Origin of the sequence: Paenibacillus sp. cl123, assembly GCF_900101595.1 — a bacterium.
Taxonomy (GTDB): domain Bacteria; phylum Bacillota; class Bacilli; order Paenibacillales; family NBRC-103111; genus Paenibacillus_G.
Genome location: NZ_FMYY01000041.1, coordinates 1 through 19,656, shown reverse-complemented (window position 1 = coordinate 19,656; position 19,656 = coordinate 1). Strand labels below are relative to the sequence as shown.

Below are 19,656 nucleotides of genomic sequence, written 5' to 3'. Positions count from 1 at the left end.
GTCGCTGCCCGAGATCCTTCATCCACGTTGCTAGTTTCGTTAGCCCTTCTGCATCGTTGTGGAACGTGCAATCCTTCCCAAGCTCGATGCCGCGGAAATCTACTGCTCGAGCCACATGGACTTTCTTGGCGATGTCCGCTCCAACGACCAGTGTTGTTTCGGTAATTCGTGTAATTCGTTGATTCTGTTTCTGCTTAAGTTTATACTTCATGTTGAGTGCCTCTTTCGTATGTGGGATTTGTTCTTTGGACGGAACGTTTCCCAGTATACAAGAGGTGCTTTTTTCGTTCAAAGCTCAAATTACTTCATTACAGGAATGGCTCCTTTTATATGGGGAATGGGTTATCTGTTCAGCTTCTGACATAATGCGCAGCAGTTCATAAAGTGCAACACCCTCTTTTTTAGTATACCCCCCTATACTATATTGTGTCAATTATTATTTACTATACCCCCCAACCCTTGATATTAAACTATAAGCTGCAAACAGATTGGTTAATAAGAGAGGACTTTCGCAGGGGCTCCGGGATGGAGCTTGTATGTTATTTCTTTTGTATAGGGTAGGGGGACTATGGTACAATGATGAAAAGGGAGGAGTGAGGACATGGAGGAGCAACCTTTAGAAACGTGTGGACACGAAGCATGCAGCACCACCGAGCGCAGCAGCCACCACTCCGATAAAACCAAAAAAAATCTCATCAGCCGGCTGAATCGCATCGAGGGTCAAGTGCGAGGACTCAAAGGCTTGATTGAGAAAGACACTTATTGCGATGATGTGCTGAATCAAATCTCTTCCGTTCAGTCCGCCCTCAACGGTGTAGGGAAGCTGCTTTTGGAGCATCATATGAAAAGCTGCGTCATCGAACGTATCCAAGATGGCGAGAACGAAGTGATCGATGAGCTCTTGACTACCATTCATAAATTAATGAAATAGCCGTATGCCCGCTCCCGCCGTTATGGCTGAAGCGGGCTTTCTTGATGCCCCTACTCGCAGTTGAAGCCTCTCGCGATGAGCCAAACCGCCAGGATCATTTCATTGGCGAAGATTGGAAGCGCCAGTATCCCGCCCCACATCGAAACTTGATCAATCACCCCGAACATTTCCAGCAAGGCAGCTAATAGAATCAGCACGGACCCTGTCATACCCAACACGGGGATGAATCGGGGTACAAGCTTGAACTTAAAAAAGATATAGCTGTACATCATCGTGTTAATTCCTAGAAAGAAATTAGGTCCAAGCATAAATGTCCAGTCATGCGTCGCTTTCAGCAAGATACCCGAAACCTGATAAGAGGCGATATCCGGTGCTCCTGCAGCTGCATAATTCTGGCTTAAGGTCAACAGGGACAATACGCTTATAATTCCGATTGTAATAACAACCGCCTCCATAAACCGGAAGCAAACATGCCATATAGCAATCGTTCGATGATATTTTTTCAGCAATGGAAACATCACGGTTGCCGTACCTACCGCCGATACGACAAGAATTAACTCCATAATCGCTCCCAGGACCACCTGATTGGCGTGTGCGGCGCCTTGAATCAGGTATTCCGAATCGTTCAAAAGCGGCTTATATAAAATAACGCCAACTATAGCAGCGATGGCAGCCATGATAAACAGAACACCTGTTAGTCTTGATGCGGTCTTCGTTGAAAAATCCATGTTCTTAATCTCCCTCTCCCGAAGCGTCTCCATAAAAAAATACCTCTTCCAACGGTAAGTGAAAGGCGTGAGCAATACGAAATGCCAGCTCCAGCGACGGGGAATAGTTTCCCTTTTCAAGAGCCACGATCGTTTGTCGGGTTACCCCCACCTTGTCAGCCAGCTGCTGCTGTGTCATTTCGTTATGGTTAAATCGCAATTTTCTGATGTGATTGCCAACAAGAACTTTACCCATCTTAGACTCCTCTCCGGTAGTGATACAATCTCGAGACAGATCCGGTTACGTCTGAAAGAAATCCTGAGACTATGAGTACGATGAACATCACCTTCGCGGGCTGGTCGATCACCAAGGCACTCATAGCCAGAAGAAAACCGATGACAAATACAGCAAATGAATTCCGCAAGGCTAATAAATCAATCTGCTTATCCAGTTCATCCGCGAAGGCAGGCTCCTTTTCTCCTGTCGTCATCCGGAAGATGATGTTGAAAATAATGCTAATCACGATATGCGCTCCAATGGAAACCAACGTCAACACGAGAACGAATGACCCCCAGTAATGAAACATTTCCTTCGAATCCAAGGCCCCGTCAGGATGCTGCGGGTACCTGTACAAGCAATAAGCCACAAAAATGAGGATGGAACTGATTAACGATACGATGCTCTTCTTTTCTTGATAGGTCATATGCGACACCGCCTTTTCAAAAGTAAAGAATACTAAACATAATGTATACTAAACTATACATAATGTCAACATTTCCATACACAAAAAAAACCGATCACCACCTACATCTAGGCAGTATTTCGGCTTTTCTCCAAAGCAGCTAATCATTCAGCAATCGTCCATGATCATCCCATTGACCATACATCTTGTTTTCTCTAGTGTTCGCAATGAATTTGTTTAATCTGCTCTTGAACAACTCCGGCTGCTTCCTGACGCTCTGAATCGTATCGATCCGAACCCTCCTGTAAAGACCCGGGAAGGCCATAAAATGATCGTATACCTGCTTGTCCTCTTGCAGCCTCCGCTCGATATCCCCGTCTATCCGAAAAGAATGAGGGTCCAGATCAGGAAGAACCTTTCTTCCTTCGTCTTTCATCAACCCCAGCTTTTCGAGCCGGCGTACACGTTCTTTATTTAATTCCGTCCATGAGCTATTTTTACTTCTGGGGGACAGCCTCTGAGCCAGTTCCGTTTCGGAAATTTTCTTTTTGACTCCATCGATCCATCCAAAGCACAACGCTTCCTCAACCGCGTCCAAATATAACAACCTGGCAGGAGCCGGCGTCATACTAACCACAACCCAGCAAAACTTTTTAGTCTGTCCGTGTTCCTGAAGCCAATATCTCAATTCTTCTCTCGATGTGGCCGGAATCAGATTTTCAACTTCCATAGCTGCGCTTACTGGCCATAACTTCATCCAGAAACTTATCTGCGTCGCTGTTGAACTTCCACGAAATTCCGAACTTATCCACCAGCATGCCAAAACACGACGACCACGGAGTATTGGATAAAGGCATCACCACATGACCCCCAACAGACAGGTTAGTGAAGTACTCCTCCAGTTTTTGCTTGTCCTCGATGACTAAACTAATCAGCAACTGATTTCCTTTCACCAGCTCGCCTGTTACCACTTTCATGGCAGGCAAAACATCCGACAACATGATTTTTCCGCCTGCAAATGCGATGGAAGACTCCATAATCATATTTAATTCCCGTTCGGGCAGCGGATAATTGGGGTCCTGTGGAAAATCCTTAAATTTCACTTTCTTGACCTCCGTTGCCTGTAAAGCCTGCGAGTAAAATTCAATCGCTTGTTCCGTTATTCCATCAAAATTTATATAGGCTATTGCTGACATAGAGCACTACCTCCTTCTTGTGATATATGTAGTATAATGGATAAAAGATGACAGCTTACTGTCACCGTTCTGAAATAAAGTAGAAAAAAGAGGGCAAATATGGACAAGATTGAGAGACTCATTTCTATCATCATGATCTTGCTGAAAAAAGATGTCGTGTCAGCCAATGAATTCGCGCAATTATTCCATGTTTCCAAAAGAACGATCCTTAGGGATATGGAGACACTGAGCTTGTCCAATATCCCGGTCTATGCGATCCAAGGCGTTCATGGCGGCTTCGGTTTGATGAATGAATACAAGGTGGATAAACGCCTTTTAAGCAGCGCTGATCTAGAGCATATCTTAACTGCGCTCGGCGGATTGGAAAAAATCCTAGTCAGCGAGGAGGTGGAGATGACTATAAAAAAAATAGAGGCAATGGTGAGCCCATTGTCTCTGAAAGGTTCCATTCAGCTGTCATTTTATGATTGGGAGGGCCGGTCCGAGATTCTTCCCATCTTGAAAACCTGTCAAGAATCCATCGGAAAGAGAAGGTTAATATCCTTCGAATATTTGGATAAAGATGGCGCCCCGACAGCCAGAATGGTCGAACCTTATCAGCTTCATTTCAGCGAAACGAGCTGGTATTTGAAAGGATATTGTTTATATCGTAAAGGATATAGAACGTTTAAATTATCCAGGATTAATCACCTGACTATGGATGAGAAAACATTTAACCCCAGAGACTATTTAGCAGAACAAGAACAGAAAGCAAGCTACGAGCCGCAGCTGGTCGCGATTAAGGCTTTGATTTCCCCAAGCATCAAGGATCACTTCATAGAAAGGTACGGCAGCAAATGTATCGAAGCCTATAGCCCGGAATTTTTCCTGGCAACCGTTCATGTCCCTCAAAACAGCACGGGATATAAATTTTTAGCCGGCTTCGGTACAAATTTGAGAATTGTTGAGCCTAAAGCCTATGTGGAGGAGTTTAAAAGTTATTTAAAACAGATGATGGCAACCTATAGTAAGGATTACTGAGACTGGCTCGGTCAAAAAGGATTCGTTTTCATTCATGCTTACGAGTGCAATCCTCATTTCCTTGACTTTAAGGTCATACGTGCTTCACTCTGTTGTTTCTTCCTTAAAGGAGATCGGAATCCCCCGTCTGCCCAGCTCTTGTACGAACGGGTCGAAGCGGCGGCCGATGATAACGTCCTCGATGGCCGCAACGCCGCGCTGCTCCAGCTTTCCTTCGGCTATCCATTCGGCCAGAATGACAGCGGGGAAGCCGGTTGTTTTCGCCATCGAGGTGATCTTGCGCTCGCTGTCGTAATGATCGACCATTTCCCATTCCAGCTTCGTCCGCACGCCGTTCCGGGTTCCCGTCACAGTGACGCGCAGCACGGTTATATCCTCGTTAGAGCCGCCCTTCATTTTGCGCTCCAGCAAAGCGATGGCCAGCTTTTGCGGGGAGACGAGCGCCCCCTCGACTTCAACCGGTGTGCCGTCCAGGAAGCCGAGCTCGGCAAGCACGTTCATTTTTTCCCAATGGCCTTTATAGCGGACCGTTTTCTCGTACAACCGCTTCACCTTCGACTTCAGCGTGTACGCCGTGCTGTGGGCATCCGTAACGACCGCTTCGCATTCGCCGACAGGCTCGGGAAATTGCAGCTGTTCCAGGCGCGACAGAGGAGGCAGCTGCACCAAGGCCCCATCCTCTACCGCCAGCGCCGGCTTCGTACAAAGCGCCAGCAGGCTTTCCAACCGGAAAACAACCTGGTACCACAGCGGAGGGAGCGGATGCCGAGGCAGACCGCCGCACAACATGACGGCTTCGTCCGCCTCGTCTAGCAGCTCAATCCCGCGTGCGGCCAGGAAGTTCGCGATGCCCGGCGCCACGCCCGCTCCGGGAATGATCAGAACCCCGGCTTCCAGCGCCTGCTCGTTCAGCTTCGCTTTCTCTTCATACCCCGAGCCGACCAGGTCGACCAAGTGGCATCCGGCCGCTATGGCCGCCTTGATCGCAAGCGGACTAAGCGAATGGGGCAAGCAGCCGACGGCAATATCGGCTCCCTGCAGCACCTCTGTCAGTCGATCCACCTGATCGAGCTTCGCGACCTTGCCTGTTACCTTGGCATGGCTGGCCGCCGCGACACACCGGTCAACGCTCGCATCCACGGCGTCCACGGCCACCACTTCGTCGATCGCCTCGCTTTGAGCCAGCTCCTGGACGACAACGGTTCCGATCATTCCGGTTCCCAGTACAACAATACGCATCTGTTTTCCTCCTCAATTGTCGCTTATGCGCCGATCCGCTGTCATTCTTCCCGGGTACCGCTCATCCAGCACTTCCGGATTGCCGATATGCTCAGGCCGTTCTCCTTGCAGCACGCGAATCACGTTCCGCGCCACCGTCGTCGAGGTGATATAGTTGCACTCGACGGTTGTTCCGCCTACGTGGGGCGTCACAATGACGTTCGGCAGCGACAGAAGCGGATGCCCCTTGGCAGGCGGCTCCGGATCGAACACATCCAGCCCGGCGCCGGCTATCCGTCCCTCCTGCAGGGCCGCGAACAGGTCATCCTGATGGACAACCGCACCGCGGGCCGTGTTAATGAGATACGCCGTAGACTTCATCAGTGAGAACAGCTTTCGATCGATCGAATATCGGGTCTGTTCATTAAGCGGAATATGCAGGGAGACGAAGTCGGATTGCGCGAACACATCCTCCAGACGGGTCGTCAGCCTGATCCCCAGCTCGTGCGCAAGGCCGTGCTTGACCGGATCGATCCCCCGCACCCAAGCGGTCACATCCATGTCGAAGCCGAGCTTCAACCGCTTCGCCACCTCCTGCGCGATATGGCCGAAGCCGACCAAGCCCGCTTTTTTCCCCTTCAGCTCATAGGTCGGAATGCGGGTTCGGGAGGCGTAGTCGCCCCTGCTCATTTCATCATGGAGGCGGATCACGTTTTTGCTCAGCGCCAGCATCAGCATCACGGCATGCTCGGCGGTCGATACTTTGTTCACGGAAGGCGCATGGAGAACGGGAATGCCATGGGCCGTCGCATACGCGACATCGATGTTGTCGAGCCCTACGCCCGCACCAGAAATCACCTTCAAGTTCGGGTTCGCGTCGATCACCTCGCGTGTAATTTGGGCAGGGGCTCGCAGCACGATCCCCTCCACATCCAACACCAGCCGACAAAGATGCGGAATATCGTAGTGATCGGTTCGAATGACCTCGACCCCTTCCCTAAGGACAATTTCTCCTTGCTCGTGATACATCGAAAGAATTTGCAGCACTTTCGGCTTGCCCATGATTCGAAGCTCCTTTCCTCGACTGCCGCGGCGGCAAACATGCTATAATAGGCTCCATATTACCTTCAGGCGAGGAGCGGCACGTCCATGATACTCGAGCAGATTGCCCAGACGATCGTCGACAACACAAGCGATATTATCGGCTATCCCATTATCATTACGGACGAGAAAGGCAGCATTATCGGCTCGACGGACCGCAGCCGGCTGGGAAGCCTCCATACCGCCACGATCGACGTTCTGCGCAAAAACCAGCCAGTCTCTTACGAGGAAGCGGATGCCCAAGCGCTGGAAAACGTATTGCCCGGCATCGCAACGCCCATTGTCGTAGGCGGCAAGGTCATCGGCGTTCTCGGCATTGCCGGCATTCCGCATACGATCAATAAATATGTGCAGCTGGTTAAAAGCCATGTCGAATTGATGTTTCATGAATCATTCAAGAAGGAAACGACAGTGCTTGAGTCCAAAGCGCTGGATACGCTCGTTCAATATCTGCTGTACTCGAGCCGCCCTGACGAAGCCGCTCCGATGCTTGAATACGGTAAAATGCTCGGCTACCGGTTCGATCTGGACCGCATCTGCGTCATCATCGAGATGGATCTCCTCTCCTTGCAAAGACCTGACCGCGAAGGAGGACTCGACAAGCATTCGCTGCCTTACTTTCAGCGGGAACTGATCGAGCAGATCAAGCACCTGTTCGCCGACCACCGACAGGATATTTTTTCTCTGCTGAATCTTGAGCAGTTTATCGTGCTCAAAGCCGTACTCCCGCATGAGCGGGATACGATTGTTCGGAAGCTTGAGAACCGGATGCAGCGGCTCAATCAATTTTTGCAGGGGAAGCATCAAGCCGAGGCGGCCGTAGCGCTCGGAAACGTCAAGCACGGCGTGAACGGGATCAAGGAATCGTATGAGAACGCCGTGCGCACCTTGAAGGTCGGCAAACGGAGCCTGCTCACCGCCAAGTTCTACAACTACAATGATTGGGAGCTGACGCTAGAGCTATTGACAAAGGAATTAACCCCGTACATCATCGACAAGCTGACCGGCCAGCTGGGAGAGCTCCGCAATCATGGAAGCTACGAGACGCTGGCCTCTACGTTCCTGTCCTATTGCAAATGTAACATGAACTTGAGCGAGACGGCACGCACTTTATTCATCCACCGGAACACGCTGCTGTACCGATTGGATAAAATCTCGGAGCTGACCGGCCTGGATCTCTCTACCTTCGAGCATTGCCTGCTCCTGTATGTCGCCATCAAAAACGGCCAGCATCAATAATTGTCAATTTGCGCCCGCTGCAGCTTCCCGCTGTAATCCACGTAGATAGACTTCCATTCCGTATACACGTCGAGCGATGCGACGCCGGAGTCCCGATGCCCGTTGCCGGTCCCTTTGGTTCCGCCGAAGGGCAGATGAATTTCGGCGCCCGACGTTCCGGCGTTCACATAGACGATGCCCGTATCCAAATCCCGCATCGCCTGGTAGGCTTGATTGATGCTGCGCGTGAAGATGGAGCTGGACAGACCGAATTCCACCCGGTTGTTGACCTCGACCGCCTCTTCCAGGCTCCGGACCGCCATGATCGACACGACCGGTCCGAAAATTTCCTCGTTCGCGATCCGCATCCCGGGCAGCACGTCCGTAAACAGCGTAGGCGCATAGAAATGACCCTCCGCCAAGCCGCCCTCCCTTGCGATCCGGCCACCGCACAGGAGCTTCGCACCTTCCTCCAGGCCAAGCCGGACATAGCTGTCGATTCGCGCAAGCGAGGCGCCGTTAATGACCGGACCGACGTGAACGGACGGATCGAGCCCGCTGCCCAGCTTTAATCGGGCGATCCCCTCCAGCAGTCTTCCTTCCAGCTCCTCCTTGATCGCCTCATGCGCGATGACGCGGCTGCATGCCGTGCAGCGCTGGCCGCTGGTGCCGTAGGCGCTCCACAGGATTCCGTCCGCCGCCAGCTCAAGATCGGCATCGTCCATCACGATGACGGCGTTTTTGCCGCCCATTTCGAGCGAGCTCCGCTTTAAGAGGGCGCCGGCCCGCTCATTGATCCGCTTGCCCACCTCGTTCGAGCCCGTGAAGGAAATCAAGTCGATGCCTGGATGCTCCACCATCGCAGCGCCGACGACGCTTCCGGAGCCGTGGACGAGATTCACCAAGCCTTTCGGCAGCCCGGCCTCCTCATAAACCTTGATGAACTCGGCCGCAATCATGGGCGTCTCCGAAGCCGGCTTCCAGACGACGGCATTGCCGGCCACGAGGGCAGGCAGCGACTTCCACGCTGCAATCGCGATCGGGAAGTTCCACGGGGTAATCAGCCCGGCAACCCCCACCGGCACCCGGATGCTCATGGCGAATTTGTTGCGCAGCTCGGACGGAACGGTATCGCCGAACAGCCTGCGCCCTTCCCCGGCCATGTAATATGCCATGTCGATCGCTTCCTGGACTTCCCCTCTCGCTTCCGCGATGACCTTGCCCATTTCGCGTGTCAGGATTCGGGCCAGCTCTTCTTTGCGCTCCTTCAGCAATTGCGCCGCTTTGTAGAGAACGTCCGCCCGTTCGGGAGCCGGAACAAGCCGCCACGACTTCTGCGCTGCTATAGCCGCCTGAACGGCAAGATCGACGTCCTCAGCCGTTGACTGAGTGACTTCCGCCAGCGTTTCTCCGGTCGCCGGGTTGGCGACAGCCACGAATTTTCCGGATGCAGACGCCATCCACTCGCCATTGATATAGTTCACAATCTTTTTCATTGGACTCCCCCATCGATTTGCCATTTTTGTTTGATCCTGCTCATCGCCTCTTCCAGTCGCTGACTAGGAACCGATACGGATATCCGGACATAACCTTCTCCCCCTGAACCGAATGCGCTCCCAGGCGTCAGAATGACGCCTGTCTGCTCCAGGACATGCGTAACAAACCCGGCCGACGTATATCCGGTTGGAACCCGCTCCCAGAGGAAAAAGCTGCCTCTCGGCGGCTTCGCCTTGATCCCGATGGAGACCAGTCCGTCCAGCACTACGTTCATCCGCTCCCGGTAAATCCGGTTATGCCCGGCGATGAAGCGCTGGTCGCCGTTTAACGCGAAGGCGGCCGCTTTCTGGATCGGCGTAAATATGCCGGTATCCGTGTTGTTTTTAATCGTGGCCAGTGACTTCAGGATATGCCGGTTGCCGACCGCATAGCCGATGCGCCAGCCTGTCATGTTGTAGGTTTTGGAGAGCGACCCGAATTCGACCGCGATTTCCTTGGCCCCTTCCGTTTGCAGCATGCTGGGGGCTTGATACCCGTCGAAGGTAACCATGTTATAAGCCGAATCATGCGCGATCGGAATCTGATGCTTGCGCGCGTAGGAAACGGCCCGCTCGAAGACATCGGGATCGGCCGTCGCCGCCGTCGGATTGCCCGGGTAGTTCAGGAACATCAGCCGAGCCCGCTCAGCCGTATCGCTAGGAATCGAATCGAACTGCGGCTCGAACCGGTTGGCTTCCGTCAGCGGCATGCTGTACGCTTGCCCGCCCGCAATCGCCGTCGCCATCCGGTACACCGGATAACCCGGATCGGGGACAAGCACCACGTCGCCCGGGTCGATCAAGGCCGGTACCAGATGAGCGATTCCTTCTTTCGAGCCGATGAGCGCCAGAACCTCCGTTTCCGGATCGAGGTCGACGTCGTACTGCCTCTTATAGAAATCCGCCACCGCCTGCCGGAATTCCACGCATCCGATGAAGCTCGGGTAGTTCATATTGGCGGGATTTTGCATTTCCTCGATCAGCTTCTCGACAATGTGCCGTGGGGTCGGGAGATCCGGGTCGCCGATGCCCAGATCGATGACATCCACGCCAGAGCGGACCATCTGATCCTTCTTCTTGTTCAATTCCGCAAATACATAAGGAGGAATTTGCGCTACGCGGTTGGATTGATAAAGCACGTTTCCCATCACCTCTTTCCTGCTATAAACATACCTTTTTTCGCCAACGGGAAACTATGTCTGATTTGCACAAAAACCGGCCGGTACCGGGACCGAAATTCCGTATAATTTTTACATTAATCAGCAGGCGGGAGGTTGTGTTACACTATATAAAATGTACCCTTGCGTTTGATTCGGGGAATCGAATACTCAGCATAACCGAGTTCCGGTATAGTTTAGGAGTCTACTATTATGGAAAATGAAAAAGAGCCCTTCGAGCGAAGCTTCGAAAGCCTGGAGGAGCTGGCCGATACGATCAGCGATGTCCTGCAGGGCCCGGTGACGATCGAGGACGCGAATCATAAGCTGATCGCCTATAGCTCCCACCAAGCCCAGACGGATTCCGTCCGGATATCGACCATTATCGGCAAGCGCGTTCCCGATAAGGTCATACAGGCGTTATGGCGGGACGGCGTCATTCAGAAGCTGATGAAAAGCGAGGAGCCCCTCGTCATTCCCGCGATCGGTGAGGTCGGCCTTGGCGATCGGATCGCCATCGCGATTCGGAAGGATCACGAGATATTGGGCTATATATGGACCGTGCTCGGCGACGGAGGCTCGCCGAGCGACGTTACCTTTCGTCAGCTAATCCAGGCGGCCAAGGCGGCAAGAACGAAGCTGCTTCAGCTGAGGATGAAGCATAGGAAGACGGAACAAAGCTATCAGGAGTTTTTAAGACGGCTCCTCTCCGGCGATATGAAGTCGGATCTGGAGGTCAGACAGCAAGCGGATAAGCTTGGCTTGGAGCTTCCGGCCTTTTTCTGCGCCGCCGTACTGCCGTTTCCTTCCGAGATTACCGAGAGGCAGCAGCAGCAGCTTCACTACCTGATCACCACGCTGCAAAAACGGATTGTGCTGCACGCAGTCGACAGCGAAGCGCTGGTTATGCTGGAAGCGCATCCGCAGCAGCGGCTCTCCGGCAAAGCTGCGCCGGCGATTGCGGTGCTCACCGAGCAAATGACGCAGCGGTTCGACTGCGCTCCCCTCCAAGGCGGCTGTGGGGCTGTTTATGGCGATTATGCGCGGGTATATCAAAGCTATCACGAAGCGCTAACGGTTATTCGCCTCCGGCAGAAATTTCCCGAAGCCTTGGCGGCCGTTCATTATTACGCCGATCTCGGGTTTTACCGGCTGCTGCCCGAAATTGTCCTTCATCAGCAGGAGCATTACTATGACAACGACTATTTGCATCAATTGGAGGCTTACGATCTCGGGCATAACGGCGACCTCCTGCATACCTTATACGTTTATTTGGACCATGACAGCAATCTGAAGGAATCGGCTGAGGCACTGCATATCCATGAAAATACGCTCAGCTATCGTCTCAAGCGTATTTCGCACATCAGCGGTCTTGATCTGACCCGTATGGATCAGAAGGTCACCTGCTACTTGGAGCTGAAGGCGAAGCGGTTCAGGTCTTAACGTCCGGTGAACAACGCGTGGACTGCGGTAGATCGGGGAGTCGTTCGTTGAAAACCACAAAGGCTTTTCCTTCATTTCTTTGTTTCCCACAAACCGTTCGAAGCAATCCTCCCTTATACTGACTACTGAACAATCACTACAAGGGGGAAGCCATGATGATCATCGGTGTACCGAAAGAGGTAAAAAACAACGAAAACCGCGTTGCCATGACGCCGGCCGGTGTCGCCGAATTCGTCCAAGCAGGCCATACGGTAATCGTGGAGACCGATGCCGGCGCAGGAAGCGGCTTCAACGACGAGGATTACACAGCATCCGGAGCGCGGATGGCCGGGCATGCGGCCGATGTCTGGCATGCGGCGGATATGATAGTGAAGGTGAAAGAGCCCGTACCCGGGGAATACGCTTATTTTCGCCCCGGCCTGATTTTGTTTACGTACCTGCATCTGGCGGCGAATCCGGAACTGCTCCAAGCGCTGATAAAGCACGGCGTGACGGCTGTCGCCTACGAGACCGTCGCTGTGAACAGAACCTTGCCGCTGCTGACTCCCATGAGTGAGGTGGCGGGGCGTATGGCCGTGCAGATCGGAGCCCAGCTCCTGGAGAAGCCTCACGGGGGCAAAGGCATCCTGCTGGGAGGCGTGCCAGGCGTCAGGCGAGGAAAGGTTGCGATTATCGGCGGCGGCGTAGTCGGCACGAATGCGGCCAAAATCGCAGCCGGGCTCGGCGCGCAGGTGACGATTCTCGATACGAATGCAGACCGTCTCCGCCAGTTGGACGATATATTCGGCTCCAGCGTCACGACCTTGATGTCCAATCCGTCCCATCTGGCGGAAGCGGTTGCGGACGCGGACCTGTGCATCGGGGCCGTGCTCATCCCCGGAGCCAAGGCGCCTAAGCTCGTGACCGAAGATATGGTCCACGCCATGAAGCCCGGGTCCGTCGTCATCGACGTCGCCGTCGACCAGGGAGGCATCGTCGAGACGATCGACCGGATCACCACCCATGACTGTCCGACGTACGAGAAGCATGGCGTGATTCATTATGCCGTCGCCAATATGCCCGGAGCGGTTCCGCAAACGTCGACGCTGGCCTTGACGAATGTCACCGCCCCCTACGCGCTCCAGATCGCCAATAAAGGTATTATGAACGCTATCCTGGACAATGCTGCGCTGAGGCTTGGCGTCAATGCTGCCGGGGGCTCGGTCACCTGCGAGGCCGTAGCCAGGGCGCTCGGAACGGGCTTCGCTCCCGCCGAGCTGGCTCTCCGGGGTGAATCCGTTGTATGACGCTCTATCGTGACTATCCTTCCCACCGTTCCTGTCGTTACCGGGATACCTGGGCGGAGGTTTCTCTGGACGCTATTGCTCATAACGTTCGCTTGTTCAAAAATAATCTGAAGCAAGCCGCGCGTTTTATGGCGGTTGTGAAAGCCGATGGCTACGGGCATGGCGCCGCCGAAGCGGCGTTCATGGCGCTGGAAGCCGGGGCCGATTACCTGGGCGTGGCGTTCGTAGACGAAGCTGTTCAGCTTCGGCATGCCGGCGTGCAGGCTCCCATTCTCATCCTGGGCTGCACGCCCCCTCATGCGGTGGAAGCGGCAATTCGGCAGCGGCTGACCATCACCGTCTCGTCACGCGACATGCTGGATGACGTCACCCGTTGCGCCAAAACCATCGGCCTTCAAGCGATCGTTCATCTGAAGATCGACACCGGGATGTCCCGGTTAGGCTTCGCACCGGAGGAAGCGCTGTCCGTCTGCCTCGCAAGCGCAAGCCCGCTTGTTGCGATCGAGGGAATCTTCACGCATTTTGCCGATGCGGATAACTCGGACCCGGCTTTTACGCGCGAACAATATGGCGCTTTCGTATCCCTGCTCGAGCGGCTGTCGGAAAGCGGCGTCCATATTCCCATCAAGCATTGCTGCAACAGCGCAGCTGCAATGAAGTTTCCCGACATGCATATGGACATGGTCCGCATCGGCATCGCGATGTACGGCTTGACCCCTTTGCCGGGAGAGCCTCACCCTGCGTACCCGTTACGTGAAGCGATGCAGTTGAAAACCAATATTTCATACGTGAAGCCGGTTCATAAAAATAAGCCCGTCAGCTACGGGCTTACGTATCGCACGGACAAGGATAGTCTGGTTGCGACCCTCCCTATCGGTTATGCCGACGGCCTGTCGCGCCGGCTGTCCAATAACGGATTCGCGCTTGTTCGCGGAAGGCGGGTTCCGATCATCGGCCGAGTCTGTATGGACCAGACGATGATCGATGTCACCTCCTTCCCGGGCCTTAAGGCGGGCGAGGAGGCAACGCTTTTCGGAGCGTCGGAGGGCGATCGGATTTCCATCCATGAAATTGCAGCCCGTATGGGAACGATTCCTTATGAGGTCGTGTGCCTGATCGGCAAGCGGGTGCCTAGAGAATATGTGCGTCATGGTGAGCTCGTGGCAGCGACCAACCTGTTACTTGAGTAGAGCCCCGAATTGTAAAAGAGCCGCCTCATCTTTCCCGTGTTACCGGGGAATGATGGGTGGCTCTTCGTGTCTTTTTTGCTTGGCCGTTTCGCCTTGTTATAACGTACTACGCCGCAGTTCATAAAAAAACTGCACAGCCGGATGCTTTAGCTTTATCTTTTCGGACATGCTTAAAATTCGTTTTTTCCCGACCCGTCTGTCCACCAACGCCAGAATATTCAGTAGAATATCACCGCTCTCCAAGCTTTCCTCTATAGAAGTGGCTAAAAACTTAGTAGCTGCCACGATAAAATTTGATTTACTTAATGCTGACTGTGCCGACAAAAGCTCCTTTGCGTGCTCCGTTATTTTTCTATTTCTTGCGATTACTTGTAGACGGTCCTCCGGAACGTTCCCCTTGGTATCTTTTCTGACCGCTTCCATTTCTTCATTGCTGATAGGAATTTGAATATCCGGATCATTTTTAATTTCCAGCTCTGTCTGATACCATTTGATTAAGTTAGCTGCATCGCTCATATTGAGTACGTTCTTTTTGTCTACCGTAATATAACAAATCCCTGCTTTGTCAGGTAAATAACGGTAGCTGGTTGCACGGTATTCTACCCTTCCCTCTAACGCAGGGCAAAGAAAGCTGTTCAGATTTTGTTTCAATTTACTCCAGGACATGTACGCCTCCTTGTTCTATTGTGTTTTCAGTCCTTCTTAAATTCTAACATTATTAGTCCGTATATGTTAGCGAATCGCCGATTTCAATAGTCAACTGCTCGCTCTCTGGATTGTTGTCATCAGCAGCGTCGTCTCCCTTGGGAAGTTGAAAAAACACCTCCAAGTTGTACAAGTATTTTACAACACTCGTAATTTCAACTTAAAGGTGTTTTCATTTGTCCTAGTTCTACTGTTTTTTAGATTAATTTACAGGAACATATTTTTCGCCATTTGGCGTTTTCTCATACTGATGATCCAAGGAAGCTTCCTGAATCTGAGCGTGTGCCCAGTGCTTCTCGGGGACGTCTTTCCAGTTGGATGCTGCCCCAAGCAGTGGACCCCTGCCCAAAATCTTGTTCATCATCGTAACGGCTTCAGCTCGGGTCAACGTTTGTTCGGGACGGAACGTTTCGTCCTCATATCCGTTTATGATGCCCGCTGCTTTTGCTTTTTCGATCGCAGCTTGTGCCCAGTGTCCGTCGATATCGCGAAAGCTGCCGCTGTCGCTTTTCTCCACACTGTCTACCAGACGGACCACAATAGCCGCCATCTCGCCGCGAGTGATCGACGCTTCCGGCTTAAAGCTGCCATCCGGATAGCCGTTCATCACCCCCATCTGAGCAGCTTGATCAATGCTCTCTTTCGCCCAGTGAGTGAGTGTCACATCGGTGAAAGATAGGGCCGTATGCTTCTCTTCGTTGGTTAAAACGCGGGAGAGAATCGTCGCCATTTCAGCACGGGTAATCGGATTGTTAGCTCCGAACGTTCCATCGGCGTATCCATTTATATAGGCGTTATGGATTGGCTTTGGCAAACCCTCGATATGAACAATTGTAAACGTGCTGAATTTATTCACCTTAAAGCGAATACCGAGTTTTTCGTTATCGTCGTACGAAACGATTTGCCCTTGGAGCCATTCCTTTGTTCCATCGCTATGTTCAACGAAAATGCCTAAGTTTTTGAGCTGAGTTTCCTTGAGCGTTGCAGTTCCGAGAGGAAGTACAAGCTCCACTTCGCGGCTCTGCATGTTCGTTTCGATGATCATCGGTCGGCCTATAATTTCGACGTTGTTGCTGCCGGCAACTTCACGTACGAGCCGTTCTACTTTCACCCGCTGCTCGACTTCGTTGCGCTCGCTCTCCTTTTTGATCGGTACGATGCGGAAGTACATGTCATGCTCCAAACCTCGCAGTGAAGCAGGCGGGATGATAATACGTGAATTGTGGGTAGCAAGCTCGAGGCTTACGTTTGCTTTTGCCAGCAATTCAGCAGCTACCATCGGTAAGTTCGCTTTTAACTCTTGGACTTCATCGTTGGAATCCGGAATAACGATTTTTGCCAGACTGGAGCCTGTTGCCGCCAGCTTTTCGACCGCTTTAGCCGCTTCTTGAGCCGTAAAGGTCAATTCATCTTTCTTGCGTCCATCCGCATCGGTTGTTCGCTGAATAATCGTTGTAGAGACGAGCCAGCTATCGCCGTTTTTACCATTATTCACATTGACCGGTATGGTTTCTGTTGGCGAGGAAGGACTGCCGCCTGGGCTTGTTGACTCGTACGAATGCTGCAGCTGTATGGAAGCCGAGATGATAGATGTCGTCATATTGCCCGCTGCGTCCATCAATTGCATGTATACAGTTTTCGATCCATCCCCCGGGACAAGCGTCCAAGCTTTCGTCAGGGTTGCGGCCTCCCACGCGCTCCATGTCGCATTATCATGGGAGAAGCGCATCTGAATGCTGCCGGCGCCGGAACCATCGTCACTCATTATGGTTAAATTAACGGAAGCTGTATGGGTTGAGGCTGCTCCTCCGTTAACACTCAGGCTGCCAGTCGGCTCGGTTTTATCAAAAAGTACGGTACGGTTGTCTGTTGTCCCCGTTACCTGTGCTCCCTGGATTCCGGTTACACTCGTAAAATCAATGGTAAAAGGTATGATGCCTTCGTTCTCGCTTCCGTCAAACGTATAGGCAGCGACGTAGGTATGATTTCCCGCCGCGCTAACGTTAACGGCTCGACCTGCAATCGTTGCCGTTGGAATGTCACCCATCGCCGTATCCGCGGTAAATGTTAACGTAACGGTATCGCCGGTTTTGGCAAAGGCCGCGTTCGGGTTCGTGCTGACCATAGTAACCGTGGTCAAGGACGGAAGAGTTTCCGCCGTTGGCATAGCGCTGACCTCTTGGGAATACACGCTTTCACCTACGGAATTGCCGGCTTTCACCACAAAATAATAGGTGGTACCGTTTATTAGGCCTGTTTGTGTACTCGTTGTACCGAAAACGGCCGCTGTCGGAGTTCCGCCATAAGAACCGCTTTCGTTGCTCATGTAGATGTTATAGTACGTGGCTTGCACCACGCTGGTCCAGCTCAGATGAACTTGGCTGTCACCGGTAATTGCTCTCAAGTCAGCTGGAGCCGCTGGTACTGAAGCTTGAGGCGTCGAGTTGCTCAACGTAACAGCCAGCGTCTGATCCGCACCTGCGCTGAACTTGAACGTCAGGTTCACCAAGCCAACCGCCTGAGTCGCCAAGTATTCTTTCTTAATCGTCACGTTGCTGCCTGATTCTGTGTAGTCGGTGCCCGAGATTAGCGTCGTCGAGCCGTTCTTGATGCTATCCAGCGAATTGCCATTCAGGCTCATCGACACCGCAACATCTGCATAATCCGTCGCCGAAGCGTACTTATCAAAGTTTGCAGTCGTCGGGCTGATCGTGCTGTTCTGTGGCGTCGAATCGCTCACCGTAATAGCGAGCGTCTGATCCGCACCTGCGCTAAACTTGAACGTCAGGTTCACCAAGCCGACACTCTGAGTCGCCAGGTACTCTTTCTTGATCGTCACGCTACTGCCCGACTCTGTGTAGTCGGTGCTCGAAACTAACGTAGCCGCACCGTTCTTGATGCTAGCGAGCGAATTTCCATTCAGCGTCATCGACACTGCAACATCCGCGTACTCTGTCCCCGCAGCGTACTTATCAAAGTTCGCGGTCGTTGGGTTGATTGTGCTGTTCTGCGGCGTCGAATCACTCACCGTAACAGCCAGTGTCTGATCCGCTCCTGCGCTGAACTTGAACGTCAGGTTCACCAAGCCAACACCCTGAGTCGCCAAGTACTCTTTCTTGATCGTCACGCTGCTGCCTGATTCCGTATAGTCAGTGCCCGGAACCAAAGTAGCCGCGCCGTTCTTAATGCTAGCGAGCGAATTTCCGTTCAGCGTCATCGACACTGCAACATTCGCGTACTCTGTCCCCGCAGCGTACTTATCAAAGTTCGCAGTCGTCGGGTTAATCGTGCTGTTCTGCGGCGTCGAATCACTTACCGTAACAGCCAGCGTCTGATCCGCGCCAGCACTGAACTTAAACGTCAGATTCACCAAGCCAACCGCCTGAGTCGCCAAGTACTCTTTCTTGATCGTCACGCTGCTGCCTGATTCCGTATAGTCTGTGCCCGAAACCAACGTAGCCGCACCGTTCTTAATGCTATCCAGCGAATTGCCATTCAGGCTCATCGACACCGCAACATCTGCATAATCCGTCGCCGCAGTATACTTATCAAAGTTTGCAGTCGTCGGGCTGATCGTGCTGTTCTGCGGCGTCGAATCACTCACCGTAACAGCCAGCGTCTGATCCGCTCCAGCGCTGAACTTGAACGTCAGGTTCACCAAGCCAGCCGTTTGAGTCGCCAAGTATTCCTTCTTAATCGTCACGCTGCTGCCTGTTTCCGTGTAGTCGGTGCCCGAAACCAGAGTCGCCGAGCCATTCTTGATGCTAGCAAGCGAATTACCGTTCAGCGTCATCGACACTGCAATATCTGCGTAATCCGCCGCCGCTGCGTACTTATCAAAGTTTGCAGTCGTCGGGTTGATCGTGCTGTTCTGCGGCGTAGAATCACTCACTGTAACAGCCAGCGTCTGATCCGCACCTGCGTTGAACTTGAACGTCAGATTCACCAAGCCAACAGCTTGAGCAGCCAGATATTCCTTCTTAATCGTCACGCTGCTGCCTGTTTCCGTGTAGTCGGTGCCCGAAACCAGAGTCGTAAAGCCATTCTTGATGCTAGCAAGCGAATTACCATTCAGCGTCATCGACACCGCAACATCCGTGTAATCCGTCGCCGTAGCATACTTATCAAAGTTCGCAGTCGTCGGATTGATCGTGCCGTTCTGCGGCGTCGAATCGCTCACCGTAACAGCCAACGTCTGATCTGCGCCTGCGCTGAACTTGAACGTCAGGTTCACCAAGCCAACCGCCTGAGTCGCCAAGTACTCTT

At 52.7% G+C, this 19,656-nt stretch carries 17 protein-coding genes and 1 pseudogene; 6 read left to right on the top strand and 12 right to left on the bottom strand.

Annotated elements, in window-relative coordinates; translation table 11 throughout:
- Positions 1–211: pseudogene (locus BLR08_RS30230) on the bottom strand (IS110 family transposase); the annotation flags it as partial.
- 390 nt (positions 212–601) lie between these two features.
- Between BLR08_RS30230 and BLR08_RS30225 the strand changes: the two are divergent.
- On the top strand, positions 602–931 hold the full coding sequence (locus BLR08_RS30225) for a metal-sensitive transcriptional regulator (protein WP_072338289.1): 330 nt from the start codon (positions 602–604) through the stop codon (positions 929–931).
- A 50-nt stretch (positions 932–981) separates the two neighbouring features.
- On the opposite strand, the gene BLR08_RS30220 is transcribed toward BLR08_RS30225, so the two are convergent.
- From BLR08_RS30220 to BLR08_RS30200, 5 genes are all read right to left on the bottom strand, one after another.
- A complete protein-coding gene (locus BLR08_RS30220; RefSeq protein WP_072338290.1) occupies positions 982–1,659 on the bottom strand; it encodes a DUF4386 domain-containing protein in 678 nt (225 codons plus the stop codon).
- Between the two features lie 4 nt (positions 1,660–1,663).
- A complete protein-coding gene (locus BLR08_RS30215; protein ID WP_072338288.1) occupies positions 1,664–1,894 on the bottom strand; it encodes a helix-turn-helix transcriptional regulator in 231 nt (76 codons plus the stop codon).
- A gap of 1 nt (position 1,895) precedes the next feature.
- Positions 1,896–2,342: a hypothetical protein gene (locus tag BLR08_RS30210; protein ID WP_072338287.1), complete on the bottom strand. Its 447-nt coding sequence runs from the start codon at positions 2,340–2,342 to the stop codon at positions 1,896–1,898.
- 139 nt (positions 2,343–2,481) lie between these two features.
- A complete protein-coding gene (locus BLR08_RS30205) occupies positions 2,482–3,051 on the bottom strand; it encodes a YdeI/OmpD-associated family protein (protein ID WP_072338286.1) in 570 nt (189 codons plus the stop codon).
- Positions 3,041–3,517, bottom strand: coding sequence for a VOC family protein (locus BLR08_RS30200; protein WP_072338285.1), 477 nt, complete (start codon positions 3,515–3,517; stop codon positions 3,041–3,043). The genes BLR08_RS30205 and BLR08_RS30200 overlap by 11 nt, the downstream gene beginning before the upstream one ends.
- A 99-nt stretch (positions 3,518–3,616) precedes the next feature.
- On the opposite strand from BLR08_RS30200, the gene BLR08_RS30195 reads away from it, so the two are divergent.
- Positions 3,617–4,537, top strand: a complete 921-nt coding sequence (locus tag BLR08_RS30195; protein ID WP_072338284.1) for a helix-turn-helix transcriptional regulator — start codon at positions 3,617–3,619, stop codon at positions 4,535–4,537.
- Positions 4,538–4,621: 84 nt separating this feature from the next.
- Here BLR08_RS30195 and BLR08_RS30190 read toward each other — a convergent pair whose 3' ends face one another.
- Positions 4,622–5,776, bottom strand: a complete 1,155-nt coding sequence (locus tag BLR08_RS30190) for a saccharopine dehydrogenase family protein (protein ID WP_072338283.1) — start codon at positions 5,774–5,776, stop codon at positions 4,622–4,624.
- Positions 5,777–5,788: 12 nt separating this feature from the next.
- Positions 5,789–6,817, bottom strand: a complete 1,029-nt coding sequence (locus tag BLR08_RS30185; RefSeq protein ID WP_072338282.1) for a hydroxyacid dehydrogenase — start codon at positions 6,815–6,817, stop codon at positions 5,789–5,791.
- Between the two features lie 87 nt (positions 6,818–6,904).
- Between BLR08_RS30185 and BLR08_RS30180 the strand changes: the two genes are divergently transcribed.
- The gene (locus BLR08_RS30180) at positions 6,905–8,095 is read left to right on the top strand and encodes a CdaR family transcriptional regulator (protein ID WP_072338281.1); all 1,191 of its coding nucleotides are present in this window, start codon (positions 6,905–6,907) and stop codon (positions 8,093–8,095) included.
- Here the strand turns inward: BLR08_RS30180 and BLR08_RS30175 are convergent.
- Positions 8,089–9,570, bottom strand: a complete 1,482-nt coding sequence (locus BLR08_RS30175) for an aldehyde dehydrogenase family protein (RefSeq protein ID WP_072338280.1) — start codon at positions 9,568–9,570, stop codon at positions 8,089–8,091. The genes BLR08_RS30180 and BLR08_RS30175 overlap by 7 nt on opposite strands.
- Positions 9,567–10,757, bottom strand: a complete 1,191-nt coding sequence (locus BLR08_RS30170) for an LL-diaminopimelate aminotransferase (RefSeq protein WP_072338279.1) — start codon at positions 10,755–10,757, stop codon at positions 9,567–9,569. The genes BLR08_RS30175 and BLR08_RS30170 overlap by 4 nt, the downstream gene beginning before the upstream one ends.
- 222 nt (positions 10,758–10,979) lie before the next feature.
- Here BLR08_RS30170 and BLR08_RS30165 point away from each other — a divergent pair, with 222 nt between their 5' ends.
- The 3 genes from BLR08_RS30165 to alr all read left to right on the top strand — a co-directional run bounded on the left by BLR08_RS30165 (position 10,980) and on the right by alr (position 14,685).
- On the top strand, positions 10,980–12,209 hold the full coding sequence (locus BLR08_RS30165) for a PucR family transcriptional regulator (protein ID WP_072338278.1): 1,230 nt from the start codon (positions 10,980–10,982) through the stop codon (positions 12,207–12,209).
- Positions 12,210–12,364: 155 nt separating this feature from the next.
- A complete protein-coding gene (gene ald / locus BLR08_RS30160) occupies positions 12,365–13,495 on the top strand; it encodes an alanine dehydrogenase (protein WP_072338277.1) in 1,131 nt (376 codons plus the stop codon).
- Entirely contained in the window at positions 13,492–14,685 is a 1,194-nt protein-coding gene (gene alr, locus BLR08_RS30155; protein ID WP_072338276.1) for an alanine racemase, read from the top strand. Before ald ends, alr begins: the two co-directional genes overlap by 4 nt.
- 96 nt (positions 14,686–14,781) lie before the next feature.
- On the opposite strand, the gene BLR08_RS30150 is transcribed toward alr, so the two are convergent.
- Together BLR08_RS30150 and BLR08_RS30145 are read right to left on the bottom strand one after the other, a co-directional pair.
- Complete coding sequence (locus tag BLR08_RS30150; RefSeq protein ID WP_072338275.1) at positions 14,782–15,351, bottom strand: SF0329 family protein; 570 nt, start codon at positions 15,349–15,351, stop codon at positions 14,782–14,784.
- A 241-nt stretch (positions 15,352–15,592) separates the two neighbouring features.
- The coding region (locus tag BLR08_RS30145) for a X2-like carbohydrate binding domain-containing protein (RefSeq protein WP_176835644.1) at positions 15,593–19,656 on the bottom strand (4,064 nt) is incomplete at its 5' end.

What these genes read in the sequence shown, in the direction of transcription:
- BLR08_RS30210 (WP_072338287.1), bottom strand. Translation starts at nt 2,342, where the DNA reads ATGACCTATCAAGAAAAGAAGAGCATCGTATCGTTAATCAGTTCCATC.
- BLR08_RS30205 (WP_072338286.1), bottom strand. Translation starts at nt 3,051, where the DNA reads ATGGAAGTTGAAAATCTGATTCCGGCCACATCGAGAGAAGAATTGAGA.
- BLR08_RS30200 (WP_072338285.1), bottom strand. Translation starts at nt 3,517, where the DNA reads ATGTCAGCAATAGCCTATATAAATTTTGATGGAATAACGGAACAAGCG.
- BLR08_RS30225 (WP_072338289.1), top strand. Translation starts at nt 602, where the DNA reads ATGGAGGAGCAACCTTTAGAAACGTGTGGACACGAAGCATGCAGCACC.
- BLR08_RS30175 (WP_072338280.1), bottom strand. Translation starts at nt 9,570, where the DNA reads ATGAAAAAGATTGTGAACTATATCAATGGCGAGTGGATGGCGTCTGCA.
- alr (WP_072338276.1), top strand. Translation starts at nt 13,492, where the DNA reads ATGACGCTCTATCGTGACTATCCTTCCCACCGTTCCTGTCGTTACCGG.
- BLR08_RS30180 (WP_072338281.1), top strand. Translation starts at nt 6,905, where the DNA reads ATGATACTCGAGCAGATTGCCCAGACGATCGTCGACAACACAAGCGAT.
- BLR08_RS30170 (WP_072338279.1), bottom strand. Translation starts at nt 10,757, where the DNA reads ATGGGAAACGTGCTTTATCAATCCAACCGCGTAGCGCAAATTCCTCCT.
- BLR08_RS30190 (WP_072338283.1), bottom strand. Translation starts at nt 5,776, where the DNA reads ATGCGTATTGTTGTACTGGGAACCGGAATGATCGGAACCGTTGTCGTC.
- BLR08_RS30165 (WP_072338278.1), top strand. Translation starts at nt 10,980, where the DNA reads ATGGAAAATGAAAAAGAGCCCTTCGAGCGAAGCTTCGAAAGCCTGGAG.
- BLR08_RS30220 (WP_072338290.1), bottom strand. Translation starts at nt 1,659, where the DNA reads ATGGATTTTTCAACGAAGACCGCATCAAGACTAACAGGTGTTCTGTTT.
- BLR08_RS30185 (WP_072338282.1), bottom strand. Translation starts at nt 6,817, where the DNA reads ATGGGCAAGCCGAAAGTGCTGCAAATTCTTTCGATGTATCACGAGCAA.
- BLR08_RS30150 (WP_072338275.1), bottom strand. Translation starts at nt 15,351, where the DNA reads ATGTCCTGGAGTAAATTGAAACAAAATCTGAACAGCTTTCTTTGCCCT.
- BLR08_RS30215 (WP_072338288.1), bottom strand. Translation starts at nt 1,894, where the DNA reads ATGGGTAAAGTTCTTGTTGGCAATCACATCAGAAAATTGCGATTTAAC.
- BLR08_RS30195 (WP_072338284.1), top strand. Translation starts at nt 3,617, where the DNA reads ATGGACAAGATTGAGAGACTCATTTCTATCATCATGATCTTGCTGAAA.
- ald (WP_072338277.1), top strand. Translation starts at nt 12,365, where the DNA reads ATGATCATCGGTGTACCGAAAGAGGTAAAAAACAACGAAAACCGCGTT.